This window comes from Secundilactobacillus silagincola (assembly GCF_002583405.1).
Classification (GTDB): Bacteria; Bacillota; Bacilli; order Lactobacillales; family Lactobacillaceae; genus Secundilactobacillus; species Secundilactobacillus silagincola.
Genome location: NZ_BCMJ01000002.1, coordinates 379993 through 398793, shown reverse-complemented (window position 1 = coordinate 398793; position 18801 = coordinate 379993). Strand labels below are relative to the sequence as shown.

General features: G+C 44.2%; 16 protein-coding genes, 8 tRNA genes, 1 riboswitch and 1 other annotated feature. Of the genes, 6 read left to right on the top strand and 18 right to left on the bottom strand.

Features of this window, described 5'->3' with window-relative positions; genetic code table 11:
• Positions 1–157: 157 nt before the first annotated feature.
• From CES82_RS03720 to CES82_RS03655, 14 genes are all read right to left on the bottom strand, one after another.
• Positions 158–2644: an ATP-dependent Clp protease ATP-binding subunit gene (locus tag CES82_RS03720; protein ID WP_098823973.1), complete on the bottom strand. Its 2487-nt coding sequence runs from the start codon at positions 2642–2644 to the stop codon at positions 158–160.
• A 17-nt stretch (positions 2645–2661) separates the two neighbouring features.
• Positions 2662–3129, bottom strand: a complete 468-nt coding sequence (locus CES82_RS03715) for a CtsR family transcriptional regulator (RefSeq protein ID WP_098823972.1) — start codon at positions 3127–3129, stop codon at positions 2662–2664.
• 423 nt (positions 3130–3552) lie between these two features.
• Positions 3553–3626 (bottom strand) — tRNA-Pro (locus tag CES82_RS03710).
• 24 nt (positions 3627–3650) lie between these two features.
• Positions 3651–3724, bottom strand: a tRNA-Arg gene (locus tag CES82_RS03705).
• A 22-nt stretch (positions 3725–3746) separates the two neighbouring features.
• Positions 3747–3832 (bottom strand) — tRNA-Leu (locus tag CES82_RS03700).
• A gap of 16 nt (positions 3833–3848) precedes the next feature.
• Positions 3849–3920 (bottom strand) — tRNA-Gly (locus CES82_RS03695).
• A 4-nt stretch (positions 3921–3924) separates the two neighbouring features.
• Positions 3925–3997: transfer RNA gene (locus tag CES82_RS03690), tRNA-Thr, on the bottom strand.
• Positions 3998–4025: 28 nt separating this feature from the next.
• A tRNA-Leu gene (locus CES82_RS03685) sits at positions 4026–4107 on the bottom strand.
• A 17-nt stretch (positions 4108–4124) separates the two neighbouring features.
• Positions 4125–4197: transfer RNA gene (locus CES82_RS03680), tRNA-Lys, on the bottom strand.
• A 2-nt stretch (positions 4198–4199) separates the two neighbouring features.
• A tRNA-Val gene (locus CES82_RS03675) sits at positions 4200–4272 on the bottom strand.
• A 415-nt stretch (positions 4273–4687) separates the two neighbouring features.
• Entirely contained in the window at positions 4688–5962 is a 1275-nt protein-coding gene (serS, locus tag CES82_RS03670; protein ID WP_098823971.1) for a serine--tRNA ligase, read from the bottom strand.
• A gap of 274 nt (positions 5963–6236) precedes the next feature.
• Positions 6237–6875, bottom strand: a complete 639-nt coding sequence (locus CES82_RS03665; RefSeq protein WP_098823970.1) for a deoxynucleoside kinase — start codon at positions 6873–6875, stop codon at positions 6237–6239.
• 373 nt (positions 6876–7248) lie between these two features.
• A complete protein-coding gene (locus tag CES82_RS03660) occupies positions 7249–8715 on the bottom strand; it encodes an amino acid permease (protein WP_098823969.1) in 1467 nt (488 codons plus the stop codon).
• Positions 8716–8799: 84 nt separating this feature from the next.
• Positions 8800–8977: riboswitch (Lysine riboswitch) on the bottom strand.
• A gap of 41 nt (positions 8978–9018) precedes the next feature.
• Entirely contained in the window at positions 9019–9549 is a 531-nt protein-coding gene (locus CES82_RS03655; RefSeq protein ID WP_098823968.1) for a GNAT family N-acetyltransferase, read from the bottom strand.
• Positions 9550–9664: 115 nt separating this feature from the next.
• Here CES82_RS03655 and CES82_RS03650 point away from each other — a divergent pair, with 115 nt between their 5' ends.
• The 3 genes from CES82_RS03650 to CES82_RS03640 all read left to right on the top strand — a co-directional run bounded on the left by CES82_RS03650 (position 9665) and on the right by CES82_RS03640 (position 13748).
• Positions 9665–10465 carry a lp_1002 family arylesterase gene (locus CES82_RS03650; RefSeq protein ID WP_098823967.1) on the top strand — a complete coding sequence of 267 codons (801 nt, stop codon included), beginning with the start codon at positions 9665–9667 and terminating at the stop codon, positions 10463–10465.
• Positions 10466–10584: 119 nt separating this feature from the next.
• Positions 10585–10812, top strand: a binding site (T-box leader).
• A 184-nt stretch (positions 10813–10996) separates the two neighbouring features.
• The gene (locus CES82_RS03645; RefSeq protein ID WP_098823966.1) at positions 10997–12628 is read left to right on the top strand and encodes a peptide ABC transporter substrate-binding protein; all 1632 of its coding nucleotides are present in this window, start codon (positions 10997–10999) and stop codon (positions 12626–12628) included.
• A 13-nt stretch (positions 12629–12641) separates the two neighbouring features.
• Positions 12642–13748, top strand: a complete 1107-nt coding sequence (locus tag CES82_RS03640) for an amidohydrolase (protein ID WP_180245648.1) — start codon at positions 12642–12644, stop codon at positions 13746–13748.
• 58 nt (positions 13749–13806) lie between these two features.
• Here the strand turns inward: CES82_RS03640 and CES82_RS03635 are convergent, their stop codons facing one another.
• Entirely contained in the window at positions 13807–14472 is a 666-nt protein-coding gene (locus CES82_RS03635; RefSeq protein WP_098823964.1) for a phosphatase PAP2 family protein, read from the bottom strand.
• A 225-nt stretch (positions 14473–14697) separates the two neighbouring features.
• On the opposite strand from CES82_RS03635, the gene CES82_RS03630 reads away from it, so the two are divergent.
• Positions 14698–15540 carry a sulfite exporter TauE/SafE family protein gene (locus CES82_RS03630; protein WP_098823963.1) on the top strand — a complete coding sequence of 281 codons (843 nt, stop codon included), beginning with the start codon at positions 14698–14700 and terminating at the stop codon, positions 15538–15540.
• A gap of 4 nt (positions 15541–15544) precedes the next feature.
• Positions 15545–15934, top strand: coding sequence for a DUF1634 domain-containing protein (locus CES82_RS03625; protein WP_098823962.1), 390 nt, complete (start codon positions 15545–15547; stop codon positions 15932–15934).
• Between the two features lie 319 nt (positions 15935–16253).
• On the opposite strand, the gene CES82_RS03620 is transcribed toward CES82_RS03625, so the two are convergent.
• Positions 16254–16736, bottom strand: a complete 483-nt coding sequence (locus tag CES82_RS03620; RefSeq protein ID WP_098823961.1) for a threonine/serine exporter family protein — start codon at positions 16734–16736, stop codon at positions 16254–16256.
• Positions 16737–16746: 10 nt separating this feature from the next.
• A complete protein-coding gene (locus CES82_RS03615; protein WP_098823960.1) occupies positions 16747–17496 on the bottom strand; it encodes a threonine/serine exporter family protein in 750 nt (249 codons plus the stop codon).
• Positions 17497–17657: 161 nt separating this feature from the next.
• On the opposite strand from CES82_RS03615, the gene CES82_RS03610 reads away from it, so the two are divergent.
• Positions 17658–17990 (top strand): hypothetical protein, encoded by a 333-nt coding sequence (locus tag CES82_RS03610; protein WP_098823959.1) that lies wholly within the window; start codon positions 17658–17660, stop codon positions 17988–17990.
• Between the two features lie 151 nt (positions 17991–18141).
• On the opposite strand, the gene CES82_RS03605 is transcribed toward CES82_RS03610, so the two are convergent.
• On the bottom strand, positions 18142–18789 hold the full coding sequence (locus tag CES82_RS03605) for a metal-dependent transcriptional regulator (RefSeq protein WP_098823958.1): 648 nt from the start codon (positions 18787–18789) through the stop codon (positions 18142–18144).
• Positions 18790–18801 lie beyond the last annotated feature (12 nt).

Sequence of the window (18801 nt, the reverse complement as noted above, 5' to 3'; positions counted from 1 at the left end):
AAATCATCTACTATCCCTTCCAGTTTACCGTATTTAATCTGATTACCATTTTAGCACGAATCCCCTCATTGCGGTACTTATACTAGTTTAAGCGACACAAAACAGGCTGATTGATCATCCCCAAAGACAATCGATCAGCCTGTTTACATTTATGCCTTTACTTACTGCCAACTGTTTCATTGGTCTTAGTTTCAGTCTTTTCTGGTTGTTTAACATTGACGGTAATCTTACCGTGACTGGCACCCAAGGTTACCATGTTACCCGTCTTAATATCACCTGACAGCATTGCTTCACTCAAGCGGTCCTCCACTTTAGTCTGTAATGCCCGACGAATCGGACGTGCACCATACTCAGGGTCGAACCCGGCATCAGCGATCACGTCGATTGCAGCTGGCGTAATCTTGATGTCGATTCCTTGTGCCTTCACACGGTCGGTCACTGTCTTAGCCATCAACTTGACGATTTGGTGAAGTTCCTTCTTTTGAAGGCTGTGGAAAATGACCACTTCATCGATTCGATTCAAGAATTCTGGCCGGAAACTCTGCTTTAATGTTTCTCGAATGGTAGCAGCCATGGCGGTGTAATCGCCAGACTTATCCTTGGCAGCAAAGCCCACGGTCTTTTCGTCCCGCAGTCTAGTTGCACCTAAGTTTGAAGTCATGATCAAAATGGTGTTTCTGAAATCAACTTTACGACCCTTAGAATCAGTCAAGTAACCATCATCCAGCACTTGAAGCAACAAATTAAAGACGTCTGGGTGAGCTTTTTCAACTTCATCAAAAAGGACAACTGAGTAAGGTTTTTGACGAACTTTTTCGGTTAATTGGCCACCTTCGTCGTAACCGACATAGCCGGGTGCTGAACCAATCAAACGACTGGTTGAGTACTTCTCCATGTATTCACTCATATCAACCCGAATCATGTTGTCTTCAGAACCAAACATTGCTTCAGCTAAAGCCTTAGCAAGTTCCGTTTTCCCAACACCAGTAGGGCCTAAGAACATGAATGAACCAATTGGCCGGTTCGGATCTTTCAATCCGGAACGAGCACGCCGAATAGCTCGAGAGACCGCCGAAACAGCTTCTTCTTGACCAACAACCCGCTTGTGCAAAATACCTTCCAGGTTAACCAACCGTTCCTGTTCAGTCCGGTTAAGTTGTGTGGTTGGTACACCGGTCCATTCTGAAACCACTTCAGCGACGTCTTCGCCAGTGACGTTCAGATTGTACTTCTGACCAGATTCAGCTTGCTTTTCAGCCTTCTTATCCAGCTTATTCTTCAGCGCAATCTCCTGCTCACGAATCTTGGCAGCTTCTTCAAAACGCTGGTCAAGAATGGCGGCTTCACGCTGATCAGACAAGTCTGAAAGTTTAGCTTCTTGCTTCGTTTGATTATTTGGCTTATCCATCTGACTGATACGAACCTTAGCAGCCGCTTCATCCATCAAGTCAATCGCCTTATCAGGTAAGTAACGGTCTGTGATGTAACGCGTTGATAGCTTAACGGCTTGTTCCAACGCATCATCAGTAATGTTAGCCTTGTGATGTTGTTCGTAGCGAGGACGCAACCCCTTCAAAATCTCAACGGTTTCGTCTTCAGTGGGTTCGTCGACTTGAACGGTAGCAAACCGCCGTTCAAGGGCAGCATCAGATTCAATGTACTTTTGGTATTCATCCAGCGTGGTTGCCCCAATGGTTTGGAGTTCGCCACGTGCTAAGGCAGGCTTCAAAATGTTTGAAGCATCGATAGCCCCTTCAGCACCACCAGCACCAATCAGAGTGTGCAATTCATCGATGAAGAGAATGACTTCCCCATCGTTGTAAATTTCTTCGATCACTTTCTTCAGGCGATCTTCGAATTCACCACGATACTTGGTACCAGCAACCAATGACCCCATGTCCAGCGCCATTAACCGCTTGTTTTGCATATCTTCTGGAACATCACCCTTAACGATCCGCTGTGCTAAGCCCTCAGCGATGGCAGTTTTACCAACACCAGGCTCACCAATCAGAACTGGGTTGTTCTTCGTCCGACGACTCAAAATCTGAATCACCCGCCGAACTTCGTTGTTACGGCCAACCGTTGGATCCATCCGGTCGTCACGTGCTAATTGCGTTAAATCACGTGCCAATGAATCCAGTGTCGGTGTACCGCCCTGTTGCTTGCGTCCACGTTGATTGCGACGCTTATCCTGGTTTTCAGTTACGCCCAACTTGCGTAAGATTACCTTGCGCGCCTGAGCTAAATCAATATTTAAATTCATCAAAATTCGTGAGGAAAGGATCGTTTCATCGCTCAGCAAGGCCAGCAATAAATGTTCCGTGCCAATCTTTGTGGCACCAATTCGCTTAGCTTCTTCACCAGCAACGGAAAGCATATCCTTTGCCTTTGGTGAATATGGCAGATAAGTATCCTTATCAACGTTGTTAAGGGTGCCATAACCTGTGAAGCGTTCGATTTCTTCACGCACATCATCTTCACTAATGGAAAATTGCTGTAACACCTTGTTTGCAATCCCATTTTTTTCAATTGTGAGTGCTAAAAGTAAGTGCTCTGTGCCAACAGCTTGGTGCTTAAAGTACTTCGCCTGTTCTTGGGCTAATGCCAAGACGCTCTTTGCACTGGGGGTAAAAAGATTATCCATGTAAATTCCTCACTTTCTTAGCTCTCATAGCGTAGATGTTTTAAGATACTCACTAAAATACGCGCCCTCAAGCCGTTCTCTTCCGCACGGTTTTCCATTTGCAAGGTATCCTTACTTAAGATGGTTAAAATAATATTAGCCTCTCTACGACCAATCACACCACTCTCGTAAAGTCCCTGAACCACAGCATAACCATCACGTTGCCCAATTGAATCACCAATCGTTTCAATCAATGAGTCTAAAACATCGGTATCATCTAATAGGTTAACCTTTTCGATTCGAATATAGCCGCCACCGCCTCGCTTGCTTTCAACCAAATACCCATTGGATAAAGTAAACCGGGTTTTAATCACATAGTTAATTTGTGACGGCACCACATTGAACAAATCCGCAACTTCAGATCGGCGAATTTCCACGTGCTCCGTATCCGACAAAATCTCCTTCAGGTACTTCTCAATAATATCGGAAATATTTTGATTTTGCACGCTACTCCCTCCATTCACCAACTTAGCAATCATGTTTGACTAATGTTGACTTTCATTATACGAATGTTTGGTGAAATTGCAAAGGTTTAAACTTTAATTTATCGCCTAAATGCCCAATTTTTTCCAAATCGAAAAAGTTTCTACCTATAGTAAAGGTTTTTCGGACCTCACGACTAATATTTCAAATTATTTCTTGGGTACCTCTATTATAAAGCATTCGTCAATAAAACTCTCGTTAAAGCGATTATGATGAGACTCAGGTTCTCTTCTGCATACAAAAAGGGGCAAGTCACTCACCCAAATCTATATTGGTAAGTATTTTAATCATTTTTCCTAAAATTAGTTGTCACTGCTTTTAGTTCAATAAATTAACACAAAAAAAGAGGTTATCATTTCTGATAACCTCCGACGTTCGGCCGTAAATCGGGAAAACAGGATTTGAACCTGCGACCCCTACGTCCCGAACGTAGTGCTCTACCAAGCTGAGCTACTTCCCGTTTGTTGTATGAAAGCAACAAAAATGCACCCAGTAGGAGTCGAACCTACAACCTTCTGATTCGTAGTCAGACACTCTATCCAGTTGCGCTATGGGTGCAAATAAATATTAAATTAAGAAATGCCGAGGACCGGGATCGAACCGGTACGGTCATCACTGACCGCAGGATTTTAAGTCCTGTGCGTCTGCCAATTCCGCCACCCCGGCAGGAACAAACGTTAAAAGCGGAAGACGGGATTCGAACCCGCGACCCCCACCATGGCAAGGTGATGTTCTACCACTGAACTACTTCCGCACAATGCCGACTAGAGGATTCGAACCTCCGACCTCCTCATTACTAGTGAGATGCTCTGCCAACTGAGCTAAGTCGGCGAAAGTGAATGTTGCTATTTAATTGTAATGCGGGTGAAGGGACTCGAACCCCCACGTCGTAAGACACTAGAACCTAAATCTAGCGCGTCTGCCAGTTCCGCCACACCCGCATGGTGATACTGGTTAATGAGCCGTGACAGTCTCGAACTGTCGACCCTCTGATTAAAAGTCAGATGCTCTACCAACTGAGCTAACGGCTCAATGGAGGATACAGGGCTCGAACCTGTGACCCTCTGCTTGTAAGGCAGACGCTCTCCCAACTGAGCTAATCCTCCATGAATGATGCTCAAAAGGTGAACAATTACGATCGACCTCTTTGAAACAACTATTACAGTTTATCATCCAGCAAAACTGCTGTCAACAACTTTTTTTAAATTGGTGAATAGTTATTCAGAGCAAAGTGTTCCGTGTTTCAACTGCAAAAACTATATTACACGTATTCTCTAAAAAAAGCTACCCCTTTTTCAAAATTATTTAAACTATTTTACAACGCGGATTAGTTGCTCTGTATTGTTTTCAAACTTGAATCGTTTTTTCGTATCACTTCTTTCCCCCACGCTGACGATTCGTAAATCCATCACTAGTACCAATGCATAAGTTATCCATTTAGCTTTATAAAAATGTATTTATCCGTAAACAAATAGTCGATACCAGCTCAAAGCACCGGTACCGACTATTGAATTAACTCGCTTATTCCTTAACGATCTTCGTTTGACCGCCCATGTATGGTTGCAGCACTTCTGGGATGTTAACTGTGCCATCCGCATTTTGATAGTTTTCCAAAATAGCGGCAACGGTCCGGCCAACTGCCAGTCCAGAACCATTTAAGGTGTGAACGTACTGCAGCTTACCGTTCTCATCACGATATTGGATATGAGCACGACGAGCTTGGAAATCAGTACAGTTTGAACAACTTGAAATTTCACGATACTTGTCCTGGAATGGTAACCAAACTTCAAGGTCATGGGTCATAGCGGCAGTGAAACTCATATCACTAGTGGTCAACGTGATCACATGGTGAGCTAAGCCTAATTGCTTCAGTAAGTCTTCAGCATGGTTGGTCATCTTCTCCAAGGCGTCCCATGATTGTTCAGGCTTTGTAAATTGAACCATCTCAACCTTGTTAAATTGGTGTAACCGGATCAAGCCTCGGGTATCACGGCCAGCACTACCAGCTTCTGAACGGAAGGCAGGAGTCAAGGCTGTAAACTTCACTGGCAACTTTTCAGTATCGATCACGTCATCACGGTAGTAGTTTACCAATGGTACTTCAGCGGTTGGAATCAACGTTTCATCCGCTTCCTTCAACGAATAAACGTCTTCGGTAAACTTAGGAAATTGACCAGTACCAAACATTGACGCACTGTTGACCATGTATGGTGGCAATACTTCAGTAAAACCAGCTTTTTCGTTTTCGTCCAAGAAGAAGTTGTAAATGGCACGTTCCAGACGGGCACCCTGACCAATGTAGTACAGGAAGCGGCTGCCTGAAACCTTGGCACCACGTTCGAAGTCTAAAATACCCAATGCTTCACCAATTTCCCAGTGAGACTTCGGCTTAAAATCAAAACTTGGAATCTCGCCCCATTTGCGTAATTCAACGGAGCCGTCTTCAGTCAACCCAACTGGGACATTGTCATTAGGAATGTTTGGCAGACGAGAAGCCTTATCATGAACTTCCTCAGCAATCTCAGTCAGCTGTTCATCCATGGCCTTGATGTCAGCACTCACTTGCTTCATTTGGTTGATCTTATCTGAAGCATCCTCTTTATTACGTTTCAGCTGCGAAATTTCATCAGAGACCTGGTTACGCGTGGCCTTCATGGTTTCACTCTTAACGATCAAGTCACGTCGCTTTTGATCAACTGCTAGCAGCTCATCAATTTCAGCCGCCTCAACGCCACGGGTAGCTAACTTTTCCTTCACAAAATCAGTTTCGTTTCTAACCAACTTTAAATCAATCATGATAATACCCCTCTCATTATTCTGGCCCGCAAAAAAAGCTTCCGCCCCAAAAATTGGGACGAAAGCTCGCGGTACCACCCAAGTTTACAGACTAGCTGCACACTCAATTTCGGTAACGGTGATTAACCGTACAGGATTAACTGTCCGCTTTAATGTACTGGAGTTTCGATGAACGGTTCTCAGCAACCCGTCTCTCTGCGCATCTACTTAAAGGTACATCGCGTTTTATCATGCATTCATTGTAAAATATTTACCCGTTAAAAGCAACTCACGGTTAAAGATTCAGTTCGGCCATCTTTTCATCAACCAGTGACAGAACCTTCTGCTGTGCCTTAGGGTCTTCAACAAAGTCCAGTTCATCCCCATTGATACTCATCTTAGGCGACTTGTCGTAATTCTTGTACCAATCGACGTAACGAGCGTCCAATTCCTTGTAGTAATCGTATAACTCAGGATCCTTATCAATTTGTTCGTATGACCGACCACGTTTCTGAATACGAGACAGCATGGTGTCAAACGAAATATTGATGTGAATCAGTAAATCTGGATTCTTCTTTTCCTGGGTATTCGGTAATTCTTCCATCATGTTTTGAAGTAGAGAATTATAGATATCGGATTCAGTCTGAGTCGCACGCCCTAAATCAGCATTCAGCTTGAATAACAAGGAGTCCTCAAAAATCGAGCGGTCTAAAACGGATTCGTCATCTTTGGCAGCAGCCTTGATACTATCTAAGCGCTTGTTTAAGAAGTAGATTTGCAGTAAAAAACCGTATTTTTTAGGATTTTGATAGAACAACGGTAAGATCTCGTTATCCTCTACTGATTCATAAAAAGCTGGTTTATTTAAGTGACGTGCAAGTAGCTGGGTCAAACTGGTTTTCCCAGCCCCAATGGTTCCTGAAAGTACGATCATTAATAATTTCTCCTTTAACCTCAAAAGTCAGTACTTCATATTGTATCATTGCTGACGGTAAATGCAATATATTGTGGGTAATTTTAAAAAGAGTGTGAAAATAAGCGTTTAAAGAGTGGAGTGTAAAGGGTCCCAGCATAAATCCATGGGTTTGGGATTTGTGCTGGGACCCTTTACATGCAACTCTTTGCTTATTTGAGCACGTTTATGACGTGTGACACGATTCAGTGGATTTCAGGATTTCACATTGTTTAAACGTGTTCAAACAAGCAGAGAGTTGCAAATAAGGGCCAAACAACATAAATCCAAAACCAGGATTTCCGTTGTTTGGCCCTTATTTTTCACTCTCTAAACGCTTGTTCTCACACTCTGCTTAATCTTCAACTTCCTGCCGTTTATGAGGTGCAACATCCACCTCATCTAACGGAATTAGATGTGTATGATGCCGAATCTTGTAGTAGAAGAACAGAATAAAGAACAGTGGCACACTGAGATACGTCACCGCAATCTGCTCCCAATCAAAATGAGCAAATGCCGAGGTATTTTGACCCACAATCACTAACACGCACAGTACCAGTGCCAAAAGTGGTCCAAATGGGAACATCTTAGCGTGAAACTTCAACTCTGATAATTGATGTCCCTGCTTGATGAAGGCACGTCGGAACCGGAAATGAGAAATGGCGATTCCTAACCAAGCGATAAACCCGGTCAACCCTGAAGCAGCAACCAACCAAGTGTACACTTCTGGACCAGCAATACTGGTGATAAAAGCGATGGCACCCACGACTGTTGTTGCAATCTGAGCCCGTAAAGGCACACCGTTTTTGGTGGTGTGCTGGAAATACTTAGGTGCAAAATCATCCAGTGATAACGAGTAAAGCATCCGTGATGAGGCATACATACCCGAATTAGCCGCCGAAATAACGGAAGTCAGGATAACTGCGTTCATCACACTCGCCGCTGCAGCCAGACCGGCACGTTGGAAGACCAGCGTGAATGGGCTAATGGCAATATCGCTGGCGGAAGACCCTAGCAATTTTGGACTGGTATACGGAATCAAGCACGCAATCACAAAAATGGCCAAGATGTAAAACAGTAAAATTCGCCAGAATACTTGGTTAATCGCCTTTGGCACACTCTTCTCCGGCGTAGCGGATTCACCGGCAGTGATCCCGACTAATTCAGTTCCCTGAAACGAGAACCCAGCAACAACGAACACGCTGAGAATAGCTGGTGCACCACCCACAAATGGGGCTTGCTTATAGGTAAAGTTACTTAAGCCAACTGCATGACCGCCCATAATCCCAAAAATGGTTAAGAAACCGACGATCAGGAAAACGATAACGGTCACAACCTTGATCATGGCCATCCAATATTCCGTTTCCCCAAAGGCTTTAACGGTCAGCGCGTTGATCAGGAAGATAATCACTAAAACCGATGTGCTCCAGATCCACCCTGGTACGTTTGGTAACCAGAATTTCATCACCAAAGCAGCGGTACTAATATCCACTGCCAGTGTGATCGCCCAGTTAAACCAATAGTTCCAGCCCATGGCAAAGCCTAAAGCCGGATCGACATACTTCGTTGAATAGGTTGCAAACGACCCCGACACTGGCATATTAGTTGCCATTTCACCAAGGGAAGTCATCAAGAAAAACACCATGACTCCTAACGCAACGTAGGCCAGTAGACCACCACCGGGACCCGCCTTTGAAATTGCTGATCCGCTGGCAACGAACAGCCCCGTACCAATACTACCGCCCAAGGCAATCATCGAGATATGGCGCGTTTTCAGTGAACGCTTAACCTCGTTGTCATTGCCGCCTGTTTGATTCGCCATTTATTTACACTCACTTTCACATTTATTTTAAGCAATAAAAAAGGCCGCCTGCAGCTACCTGCGAGACGACCTGAAAGTCATTCTACCGTAGGAAGCTCTCCGCAGCACATCACTGCGACAGTCCTAGTTTTCTTAAAACTAGTCCCAGCTCCCCGCGTTATCAGTCACGTCGAGCTTCGGCAAATTACCCTTTCACTTCCAATCACAGAACCTGACCGTTCTCCTGAAAGTTACTCTTTCAATTCGCGCCTCTTCTTAATAGTATTCATATTAAACCGGCATCATTTAAATTGCAAGCAAACTTCAACCTTCACGATCCAGTCGATAGATGATTTCCGTTTTCCCCGGTTGATACAGTGCGTGTTCTGAATGTGTAAAAGTGTCAATGTAATGGAAGCCGCTTTTTTCCAAAACGTGTTTTGACCGAGTATTATCATCTAAAATGCTGGCCCAGATTGTGTTTAACAGTTGCCGATCAAAAACCACCTTAATCAAGTTTTGAACCGCCTCAGTCATATAACCCCTGCCCCAATACGAACGGTTTAACACGTACCCCAGTTCGGCCGCATCTTCTGCTTGTTCACCATTGGAGGCAATCTTCGGATAAAAACCAATGCTGCCAACCACCCGCTGTGTCGACGTTTCTACAATCGCAAAGATCATTCCTTGAGTAATGGCAGCGTGAAGCAGATAAGCCGCATCCGTCTTTTGATGTGCATACTGAAAACCTGCCGCTTTAGCATTCTCGCGATCTTTGACAATGTCATAGTAGTCATCTAAGTCAGACTCTACGAACTGTCGAATCCTCAAACGTTCTGTTTGTATACTGATCATTATTAACCGTTCCCTTTTTCTAGAAGTCCAAAATGCGTTAAACTATTAGTATTCAGCGTTAGTTAAGACGTTGTTTGTGTTAATTTTAACATAGATTACGATTAGGATGATGACTATGCAAATCATTAAAGAATCACTTGGCAGCAATACCGCCGCCTACTTACAAGGTTACCTGAGAGAAAAGGACCCTGATAACCCGGATCACGTTTACCCAGCAATGATCGTGGTTCCTGGAGGCTCCTATACCCATATTCCTGAACAACAAGCCGAAACACTGGCAATGGCCTTTGCCAATATGGGCTATCAGGCGTTTTACCTGCGCTATAGTTTTGTTGATGAAAAACAGCCGCTCCATCCCGCACCTTTGATTGAATTGGCTAAGTCGATGTCGTTGTTAAGGCAAAAGGCTTCTGAATGGTTGATTGACCCGGAACGAATCGCGATTGCCGGCTTTTCCGTCGGTGGTCACATTGCCGCCCTCTACAACGACTACTGGCACTCCCAATGGTTAACAGAACAAGCAGCAGTCACCGCTGACGAGATTCAGCCACAAGCTATTCTGTTAGGCTATCCAGTGATCAGTCCAAAACTCGGCTTTCCGGTTAAAGAAGGCATGTTAGCGCAATGGACTGACGATCCAGACACCATTGCGGCAGATGAGCACGTGAACGCTCAAAACGTGCCAACGTTTATCTGGGCAACCACAGATGATCCGTTGGTACCATCAGCCAATAGTCTGGCCTATGCCAATGCTTTAGGCCAAGCCAAGATCCCATTTGAACTACATCTTTTCCGCCATGGCCCACATGGACTAGCACTGGCTAACCATTTGACAGCTTGGAAACGTGATGCTAATCAACCACACGTTGCCCACTGGCTCAAACTGGCTGAAGAATGGCTCAACGCAACTCTTTAATAACAGATTCAATCATATCTCCAAAAGTTTCTCAGACCATTTTAATCTGTTTATCGCGAATAACTGTAAAATTACTCCTTGACAATCAGCCTATTCGTCTCTAGAATGAGAATTAAATTACAAATGCCATGAGTAGTCAAAGTAGATTCTAATTTTAGAGATCATTCGTAAGGCTGAGAGAATGAACCGAGTCGAAACACAGCTACTAGCAGTTAACCTGAACGATTGAATTTATTAGGGATAGCCGGTCACCCACCGTTAAGCGGGGCAAGTTATTTAACTTGCTGAGGTAGTTATTGTGAGATAGCTACGAACAGAGGTGGCACCACGAGATTATCGTCCTCTCAAAGATTAATTTCTTTGAGGGGATTTTTTTATTTGGAAAGGAAGCTGACGACCATGTTTCAATTGATGATGTTTCACGATAATACACTCATTGCAGGAGTCAAGGAACATCACCTGCATTTGCGGCGACATAGTCTGCACACAAAATTGTCGGAATAGGGAAGTACAATTTGGGAGGAAACGCATATGCAAAAATCAATCAAGGGTTTTATTGGAACAGCACTTATTTTAGTCAGTGGGATCGTCTTAGCCGGTTGCGGTAAAGCAACTTCACAGGTCAAAAACACTGCAACCATCATGGAACAAACGGATATCTCGTCGTTGGATTCATCACAAATCACCGATGTGGGTGCGCTGGAGACCGTTAATAATGCACAGGAAGGCCTGTATCGGTTAAAAAACAGTCCTCAGGTGGTTCCGGGTATCGCCAAAGCAATCGTGAAACCAACGAATGGTCAAACCGTCTACACGTTTAAGCTACGTCAAAACTTAAAGTGGAGCAACGGTGATCCGTTGACTGCCGCAGATTTTGTTTATGCTTGGCAGCGAGCGGTGAACCCCGCAACTAAAGCGGCCGATGCCTACATGTTTCTGCCGATTCAAAACGCTAAACAAATCGAGAAGGGAACTTTACCCGTTTCTAATCTAGGCGTCAAAGCAGTTAACAAAACCACTTTAAAGGTCACATTAGCTCAGCCAACCCCTTACTTCAAGTACCTAGTAGCAGCTGTTCCATTCCTGCCGCTCAATCAAAAAGTCGTTGAAAAATACGGTCGCGCCTATGGGACTTCTGCAGCTAAAACCGTCTTTGATGGCCCATTTACCGTTCAAAACTGGACCACATCATCCGTTAACTGGACATTAAAGAAGAACCCTAACTACTGGGATAAAAAGGCAGTTAAATTAAGTAGTGTTAAGTTCGAAGTGGCTAAATCACCCGAAACTGCCCTCTCACTATATCAATCAGGTAAACTGGATAACATTATCCTAGCTGGTCAACAGGCCGCACAAGAAAAGAATAACAAGGGCTACCTCAGCTACCCTAGCGGTGAAACCGACTACCTCGCCTACAATTTCCGTAGCAAAGCAATGCGCAACGCTAACATTCGTAAGGCCATTTCACTGGTAGTCAACCGTCAGAGTTTAACTCAAAACGTGTTGAAAAACGGTTCAAAAGTGCCTTATGGACTAGCACCAGAAGAAATTTCCAAGAATCCTAGCAATGGCGCTGACTTTGCTAAAGATTCCAGCGTCAAGGAATCCGTTGCATATAACCCAACCCTTGCCAAACAGTACTGGGCAAAGGGCTTGAAACAATTAGGCGTCAAAAAGCTGAACTTAAAACTGGTTTGCTACGATGTCGATTCATTCAAGAACTCAGCTGAGTATATTCAGGCTAACGCTAAGAAATACCTGAAGGGTGCCAACATTGAGATCAACGCACAGCCAAAGGTACAGGCCATCACGACCATGCAAAAAAAGCGGGGCTACGATATCGGCTTTACCAACTGGATTGCTTCTTACCCTGACTTAAACGAATTTTTCCAATTATTAAATACAAACAATGTGAATAATGCCGGTAACTATTCCAACAAGACTTACGATCAGTTGTACTCAAACGCCAACGTTAAGGACGTCACTAGTACCCAGAAACGTTATGACGACTTCAAACAAGCCAACCAGGTTTCAATGAAAGACCAAGCCATTGCCGCCTTGAATCAAGGCCAAATCGTACGGTTGAATAAACCCGGTTTAAAAGGAATTGCCTACGCACCTGCACAAGGAATTTCACTAAAGAATGCCTACTGGGCAAAGTAAAGGAGCGTTTTCAATGACAACATTAATTAACGAAAAACAAATCTTAGCAGACTTCGAGTACCTCCACCCCCGTGGCGAAACAGCATTTAACGAAGTCAACACAACCAATTATTTAGCCAAACGCTTGGATGAAATGGGCGTCAGTTACGAGCGTTTCGATGATTTTACCGGACTGATCGCCACAATTGGTAGTGGTACTCCCATCATTGGCTTACGATCAGACATTGATGCTTTGAAACAAGAATATCAGGGCAAAACCCAAGTCTTACACTCCTGCGGTCACGATTCTCACATGTCAATGGTGTTGGCAGTAGCAAGTTATTACGCAACCAATCCAGAAAAAGTTCCTGGCACACTAAAAATTATTTTCCAACCTGCTGAAGAGACCGTTACCGGAGCTGAACGAGTGATCAAAAGCGGTAAATTAGGCAAGCTGGATTACCTCTACGGGCTGCACGTCTGCGCCAAAAACGAAGTACCGGATAAACACGCCGAGCCCATCATCCCAGATATTGCAACACGGACGTACTGGGTAACGATTACCGGCAAAACGGCCCACGCCGGTCGACCAGAACTAGGTGCCAATGTGATCGACGGCTTCAGCACGTTGAATGAAAAATTTAAGCAAATCAAATTGGACACCAAGCTACCCTATTCGGTAACGACAACCATGATTCAAGCTGGAGAATCCTCCAATATCGTTCCTGATAAAGGGACCTTCGCAGTGGATTTGAGAGCCCGCACCAACGACATGATGGACGAACTCCAAGCACAAGCCTTTCAAGCAATGAAAGACGTCTCCGTCAACGGTATCAACGTCATTTTAAACGGTAACGACCTTTCCCCAGCAGCAATCCCAAGTGAACCTGCCATTAATAACATGAAGCAGGCAATCACTCAGGTGCTGGGTGAAGACGGTTTAGTTGAACCAGCACCGACACAGGGTGGCGACGACTTCCACTTTTACGCCTATGATGGCGTGGCAAAGGAGTCAACCATGCTTGGCTTGGGTTGTGATTTAACCCCCGGATTGCACGTACCTGGTATGACCTTTGACCACACAGCAATGTTTGACGGTGCCAAGATTTTAATTAACGTTATTCAAATGACGGAAAAGTAACACTCCCATCAAACACTAAAAAAGCATTGGCTCGCGCCAATGCTTTTTTCTATAATTGCTAATAAATTGAACGATTTAATAATCTAACCTGTGATAGTTTAGGTGCCAGCCAGCGGTACAACCACTCGCTGATCTGTAACCAAGCGTAAGCCAATAACATAGCACCAATGGTATCAGTTGGATAATGAGCGCCAAGGTAGACCCGTGACAGCGCCAGCAAGATCAACCAAATAATCATTACGGTTCTTACCACAATCGCCTGCCAGTCTTTTTCAATCATCGGTACGACGACGATCCATAAAATGGCGATTACCAAGGTCATACCAAAAACGTGACCGCTTGGAAAACTGAACCCATTGTCGCTAGCTAAGTGACCAATTGGCCGTTGCCGTTGAACAATGTGCTTTACCAGCGTCGCAATGACGTCGCCGCCAAATAACGTGCAAAGCGCCCATAGCGCGGGAATTCGGTACTTAAATCCCCATAACAGAAAAGCAATAATCAGCACCCAGACAATATCAAACGTCGGACTGCTTAAAAAAGAAATACCCTTCATGATGATTTCTTTGGTACCAGTTTGGTGTTTTTGAATCTCTTGAATAAAGACACCGTCAATAAATTCCAATAACCCAGATTGAGCCATGACGACAGCTGCTAGAAAAGCGAATAAGCCACCGCTGACAAGCAAGCGAAACGGTCGGTCACGCTCTTGTTCAATGATCATTGTTGTTTCCTCCCATTGTTGTTAACGATTTAACACTGCGCAATCGAGTATAGCATACATTATCACACGCCTGATATCAGATTTTGATTGTTAGTAGAAAATTTAGAAATCAAGGAGCCTTTGGAATGTATCCGGATACACCGATTTTACGCATACAAAGTTAGGTAAAAGTATGCTAAAGTTGTTGAGGAATATTTTACTGATTGTTCAAGAGAGGAATTTATCATGATTCAAACAATGCTCATAATGATGGCTGTCGGCCTATTTGCTGGGATTGCGGGTGCAATCCTTGGCCTTGGCGGCGGAATCATCATCACACCAGTCCTGACTTTAATGATGGGCTTAGATATCAAATATGCCATTGGCGCAAGTATCATCGCCGTCATTGCTACCAGTTCCGGTTCTACCATTGCTTACCTGCGAGACGAAGTATTAAATCTGCGGGTTGCTATGTTTCTTGAAATTGCTACAACAATTGGTGGGATTTCGGGTGCACTGTTAACTGGTGTCCTCAATCCCAAGTATCTCTATCTCCTATTTGGCGCTTTGCTGGTCTTCTCTGGTTGGAACATGTGGCGGAAGTTACGTCGTGGTCAAGAAGTCATGACCAACGTCAAACCTGACCGGATTGCCACCAAGCTCAAGCTAAACGGGTCTTACTTTGATAAATCTGAGTTCAAACGGGTAGATTATCAAGTTGAAGATGTCCCCCAAGGCTTCCTGGTCATGCTAGGTGCTGGACTTGCCAGTGGGATGCTAGGTATTGGTTCAGGTGCCTTCAAAGTCACCGCTATGGATACGTTTATGAAAATGCCGCTAAAACCTTCTTCAGCAACTAGTAACCTCATGATGGGTGTTACCGCAGCTGCCAGTGCCACCGTTTACTTCTTCAATGGTTCAATTTTGCCAAACATTGCTGTTCCACTGGCTTTAGGAATCCTGGTTGGTGCAGTCATCGGTTCACGTGTCATGCAAGTTTTGCCTGCCCGCGTCATTCGGATGATTTTTATTCCAGTGATTTTATTTATTGGCCTGCAAATGCTTTACAAGGGAATAATCGGAGGTTAATCACATGGACGATCAATCACATCAAAATAGCGCAACCGAAAACGAAATGGAACATATCGAAATCATCATTGGTCGAATTCTGCAAATTGGCGTCATCATCGCAGCAATCGTGATGCTGTTTGGCCTAATCCTCTTGCTGATCAATGGCGGTAATGGTGGTTATCCAGTTGGCCATCAACCCACTACGATCAGTTCGATTCTTTCTGGTACCGTGGCTTTAAAACCTTACGCTGTCATGATGGTGGGCATGTTTTGCCTGATCATGACACCTGTTTTACGAGTCGTAGTTTCAATCTATGCTTTCTACAAAGAACACGACACACTTTACGTTTGGATCACTTCTATTGTTTTAGTGATTTTATGTATTAGCTTTGTTATTGGGCACACGGTTTAAGGTTATCTAGCCAAAACGCGTTCTAGGGCTCAGAGTCCGGCCATGTAACGAAAAAATAGGTATGTCCCAAAGGTCAGGGACTTGCGCGTTTTATTTTATCTAGCCAAAACGCGTTCTAGGGCTCAGAGTCCGGCCATGTAACGAAAAAATAGGTATGTCCCAAAGGTCAGGGACTTGCGCGTTTTATTTTATCTAGCCAAAACGCGTTCTAGGGCTCAGAGTCCGGCCATGTAACGAAAAAAGCAGGTATGTCCCAAAGTTCAGGGACATACCTGCTTTTTTCGTTACATTCTGGACTCTACCCGAGCCCTTTCACGCTCTACAACTTTGGATTATTCCTATTCTCATGACTCCACCTACTCGAAAATTGCACCATCAACTTTGTTTGCATCCTATTCACCATTTCCGCCAACAAGAAGCCAAAAGCAATCGAGCCCGCTATAATGGCCACCTGCAATAAGAAGCTAATGGCCTCCCCCACGTTTCCCAACGCGAAGTTTTTTATCATCTGGTAGGCCTGTCCACCCGGGACGAACGGCACCAGCGCCGGAATATTAAAGTTGATTACCGGCATCCGCTTATACCTAGCAGCCTGCATACTCAAAATACCAATAATCAGCGTTCCCAGTAGATTGGCAACCGCAATACCCAGATTAGCCGCTATACATAACCGATAAGCCAGAAAACTGATGGTTCCAATCCAACCCCCAAGGTTAAGTGACCGTCGCGGCACATTCATTAAAACGCCAAAAGTAACGGTTCCAATATAGGTTAAAATCAAATCTGTGATTAATTTCAGCATTTGTCCACCCTCACACAGCCTGCAGGATCATGGCAATCCCGCTGCCAATCGCGATGGCACTCATCAATGCTTCCATACCGCGCGCAATACCACTGACCAAATCACCCGACAAAATATCTCGCACCGCATTGGTAAGCGGTACACCAGGAACTAACGGCATGACACAGCCAATGATAATATCATCGGCATTAGTACCTAAATGATATCTAACAGCTAAAATCGCTAAAGTACCAATTGCGGCAGAGGCTAAAAATTCACTTAAAAAGCGAATTTTAGCGACGCGATTGATCACGTAAAAAATACCCCAACCAATCAGACCAATGACACAGGTCACTAGAAAGTCTGGGTAGTTGTGCCTGAAAACCACTTCTAGGGCACCACTCACTATCCCAGCAGAAAGCAACTGGATCCAGAGGGGAAAATAATGGGAATGGTGATCCAAAACGGTTAGCTGCTCCTCAAACTGTGCCAAGGTGATTTTGTGGTCAGCAAAATCACGTGATAAGTCATTCACCATTGTAATTTTCTCCAAATCGATTGACCTTGATGTCACCGGTTCGATTTGGGCGTTTTCTTCACCCGATACTGACATCATAATACCGGTGATCGTCACGTACACTTTGCTATCAGGATACCCGGCGTTGGATGCGATTCGGCTAATGGTATCACTCACCCTTGCGATTTCTGACCCATTTTCAATCATGAGTCGCCCTGCATGAAGCGCCGTTTTAATCATCAAATGGCCCTGATCATTCGTCATTTCAGCTGCCTCCGTTCGCTATCTCTCAACTAGATTATACGTGCATCAATTCACTTACGCTATCCTTAATTACGGGATTGATTGAATTTTACTTTAATTTGACAAATCATTATCAATAGTTAATGCTTAATATAACGTTTTAGAAATGAGGAAATTCCCAAATGACCTACTATCTGTGTGCCATTTTCACTTTAATTAGCGCTACCGTCAGTTTTGGGTTCGCTATTGAAGCCTATATTACCGCTAAAAAGCAGCCAAATCATTCATCGACTACCGCACAATATGCCGTTTCCAGAAGTCTGGCCCTGCTAATTGTTTCAATTGGGTTGGTGATTTTTGCTTCGAAACCCTATCTCATTGCACTGGCAGTGGCAATGATTCTCGTTCAACTCTTTGATGGCTTAATTGGACTAAAAGTCAGCCGGTTTAAAACCATTGGTCCGTTGCTGACTGCTTTAGTGAACAGTGTTTTGTTACTGATGCTAATTAAATAAAGGCTGTGTTTAGCCTACCTAGCCTAAACGTGTCAAACAACTCAGATTCTCGCCATATAAGGACAATAAATAAGGTATCCGTCAAGAACACGGATACCTTATTTATTGTCCTTATATTCTGGAATCTAACCGAGTTGTTTGACACTCTGCTCTATTCCACAAAAATATAATGTGCCGCCTTATACCCAATCGTCAAATCCTGCTTATCAGTTAAGTTAGTCACCAACACAGGACCTTCAAAGGGATCGTGCTTGTTCACCTTTAACTTGTCACCAATATCAAGTTTGATATCGCCCAGATACGTCAGCAGATCATGATTATCAATAAAGCGCGTTACCGTTACGGTTTCACCGTCTTTAACATCGTTTAAGATCAAGTGAGATTCGCTGTCAAAATGTCCATTACGATCCGGAATCGTCCCGCCATGGGGACACTTTTTAGGATGATCCAGCGCGTCATCCATAGCGTTAGCTAATTTTTCACTGGTAACGTGTTCCAATCTTTCAGCTTCCACATCCAAATCAGGTAAGGCAAAGCCCAACTTTTTCACTAAAAAGGTTTCCCATAAACGGTGTTTTCTTACCAGAGTAACTGCCTTTTCGCGACCAGCGTCCGTCAGTGAAATTCCAGCGTAGGGTTCGTGATTAACGAGTCCCTCCTCAACCATTTTGTTGATCATCTCAGTTACTGAACCCGCTGCAATGTTCAAACTAATGGCAATTTGTTTATTCGATACTTTTTCACTTGCGCCACCAAGCTCAAAGATAATTTTTAAATAGTCCTCTTTCATGGGTGTCATATACTTCATTAC

Coding starts and splice junctions, on each gene's coding strand:
- CES82_RS03650 (WP_098823967.1), top strand. CDS start 9,665: ATGCAAATCATTAAAGAATCACTTGGCAGCAATACCGCCGCCTACTTA.
- CES82_RS03620 (WP_098823961.1), bottom strand. CDS start 16,736: ATGCTGAAATTAATCACAGATTTGATTTTAACCTATATTGGAACCGTT.
- CES82_RS03635 (WP_098823964.1), bottom strand. CDS start 14,472: ATGATCATTGAACAAGAGCGTGACCGACCGTTTCGCTTGCTTGTCAGC.
- CES82_RS03655 (WP_098823968.1), bottom strand. CDS start 9,549: ATGATCAGTATACAAACAGAACGTTTGAGGATTCGACAGTTCGTAGAG.
- serS (WP_098823971.1), bottom strand. CDS start 5,962: ATGATTGATTTAAAGTTGGTTAGAAACGAAACTGATTTTGTGAAGGAA.
- CES82_RS03630 (WP_098823963.1), top strand. CDS start 14,698: ATGATTCAAACAATGCTCATAATGATGGCTGTCGGCCTATTTGCTGGG.
- CES82_RS03640 (WP_180245648.1), top strand. CDS start 12,642: ATGACAACATTAATTAACGAAAAACAAATCTTAGCAGACTTCGAGTAC.
- CES82_RS03720 (WP_098823973.1), bottom strand. CDS start 2,644: ATGGATAATCTTTTTACCCCCAGTGCAAAGAGCGTCTTGGCATTAGCC.
- CES82_RS03615 (WP_098823960.1), bottom strand. CDS start 17,496: ATGACGAATGATCAGGGCCATTTGATGATTAAAACGGCGCTTCATGCA.
- CES82_RS03665 (WP_098823970.1), bottom strand. CDS start 6,875: ATGATCGTACTTTCAGGAACCATTGGGGCTGGGAAAACCAGTTTGACC.
- CES82_RS03625 (WP_098823962.1), top strand. CDS start 15,545: ATGGACGATCAATCACATCAAAATAGCGCAACCGAAAACGAAATGGAA.
- CES82_RS03610 (WP_098823959.1), top strand. CDS start 17,658: ATGACCTACTATCTGTGTGCCATTTTCACTTTAATTAGCGCTACCGTC.
- CES82_RS03605 (WP_098823958.1), bottom strand. CDS start 18,789: ATGACACCCATGAAAGAGGACTATTTAAAAATTATCTTTGAGCTTGGT.
- CES82_RS03645 (WP_098823966.1), top strand. CDS start 10,997: ATGCAAAAATCAATCAAGGGTTTTATTGGAACAGCACTTATTTTAGTC.
- CES82_RS03660 (WP_098823969.1), bottom strand. CDS start 8,715: ATGGCGAATCAAACAGGCGGCAATGACAACGAGGTTAAGCGTTCACTG.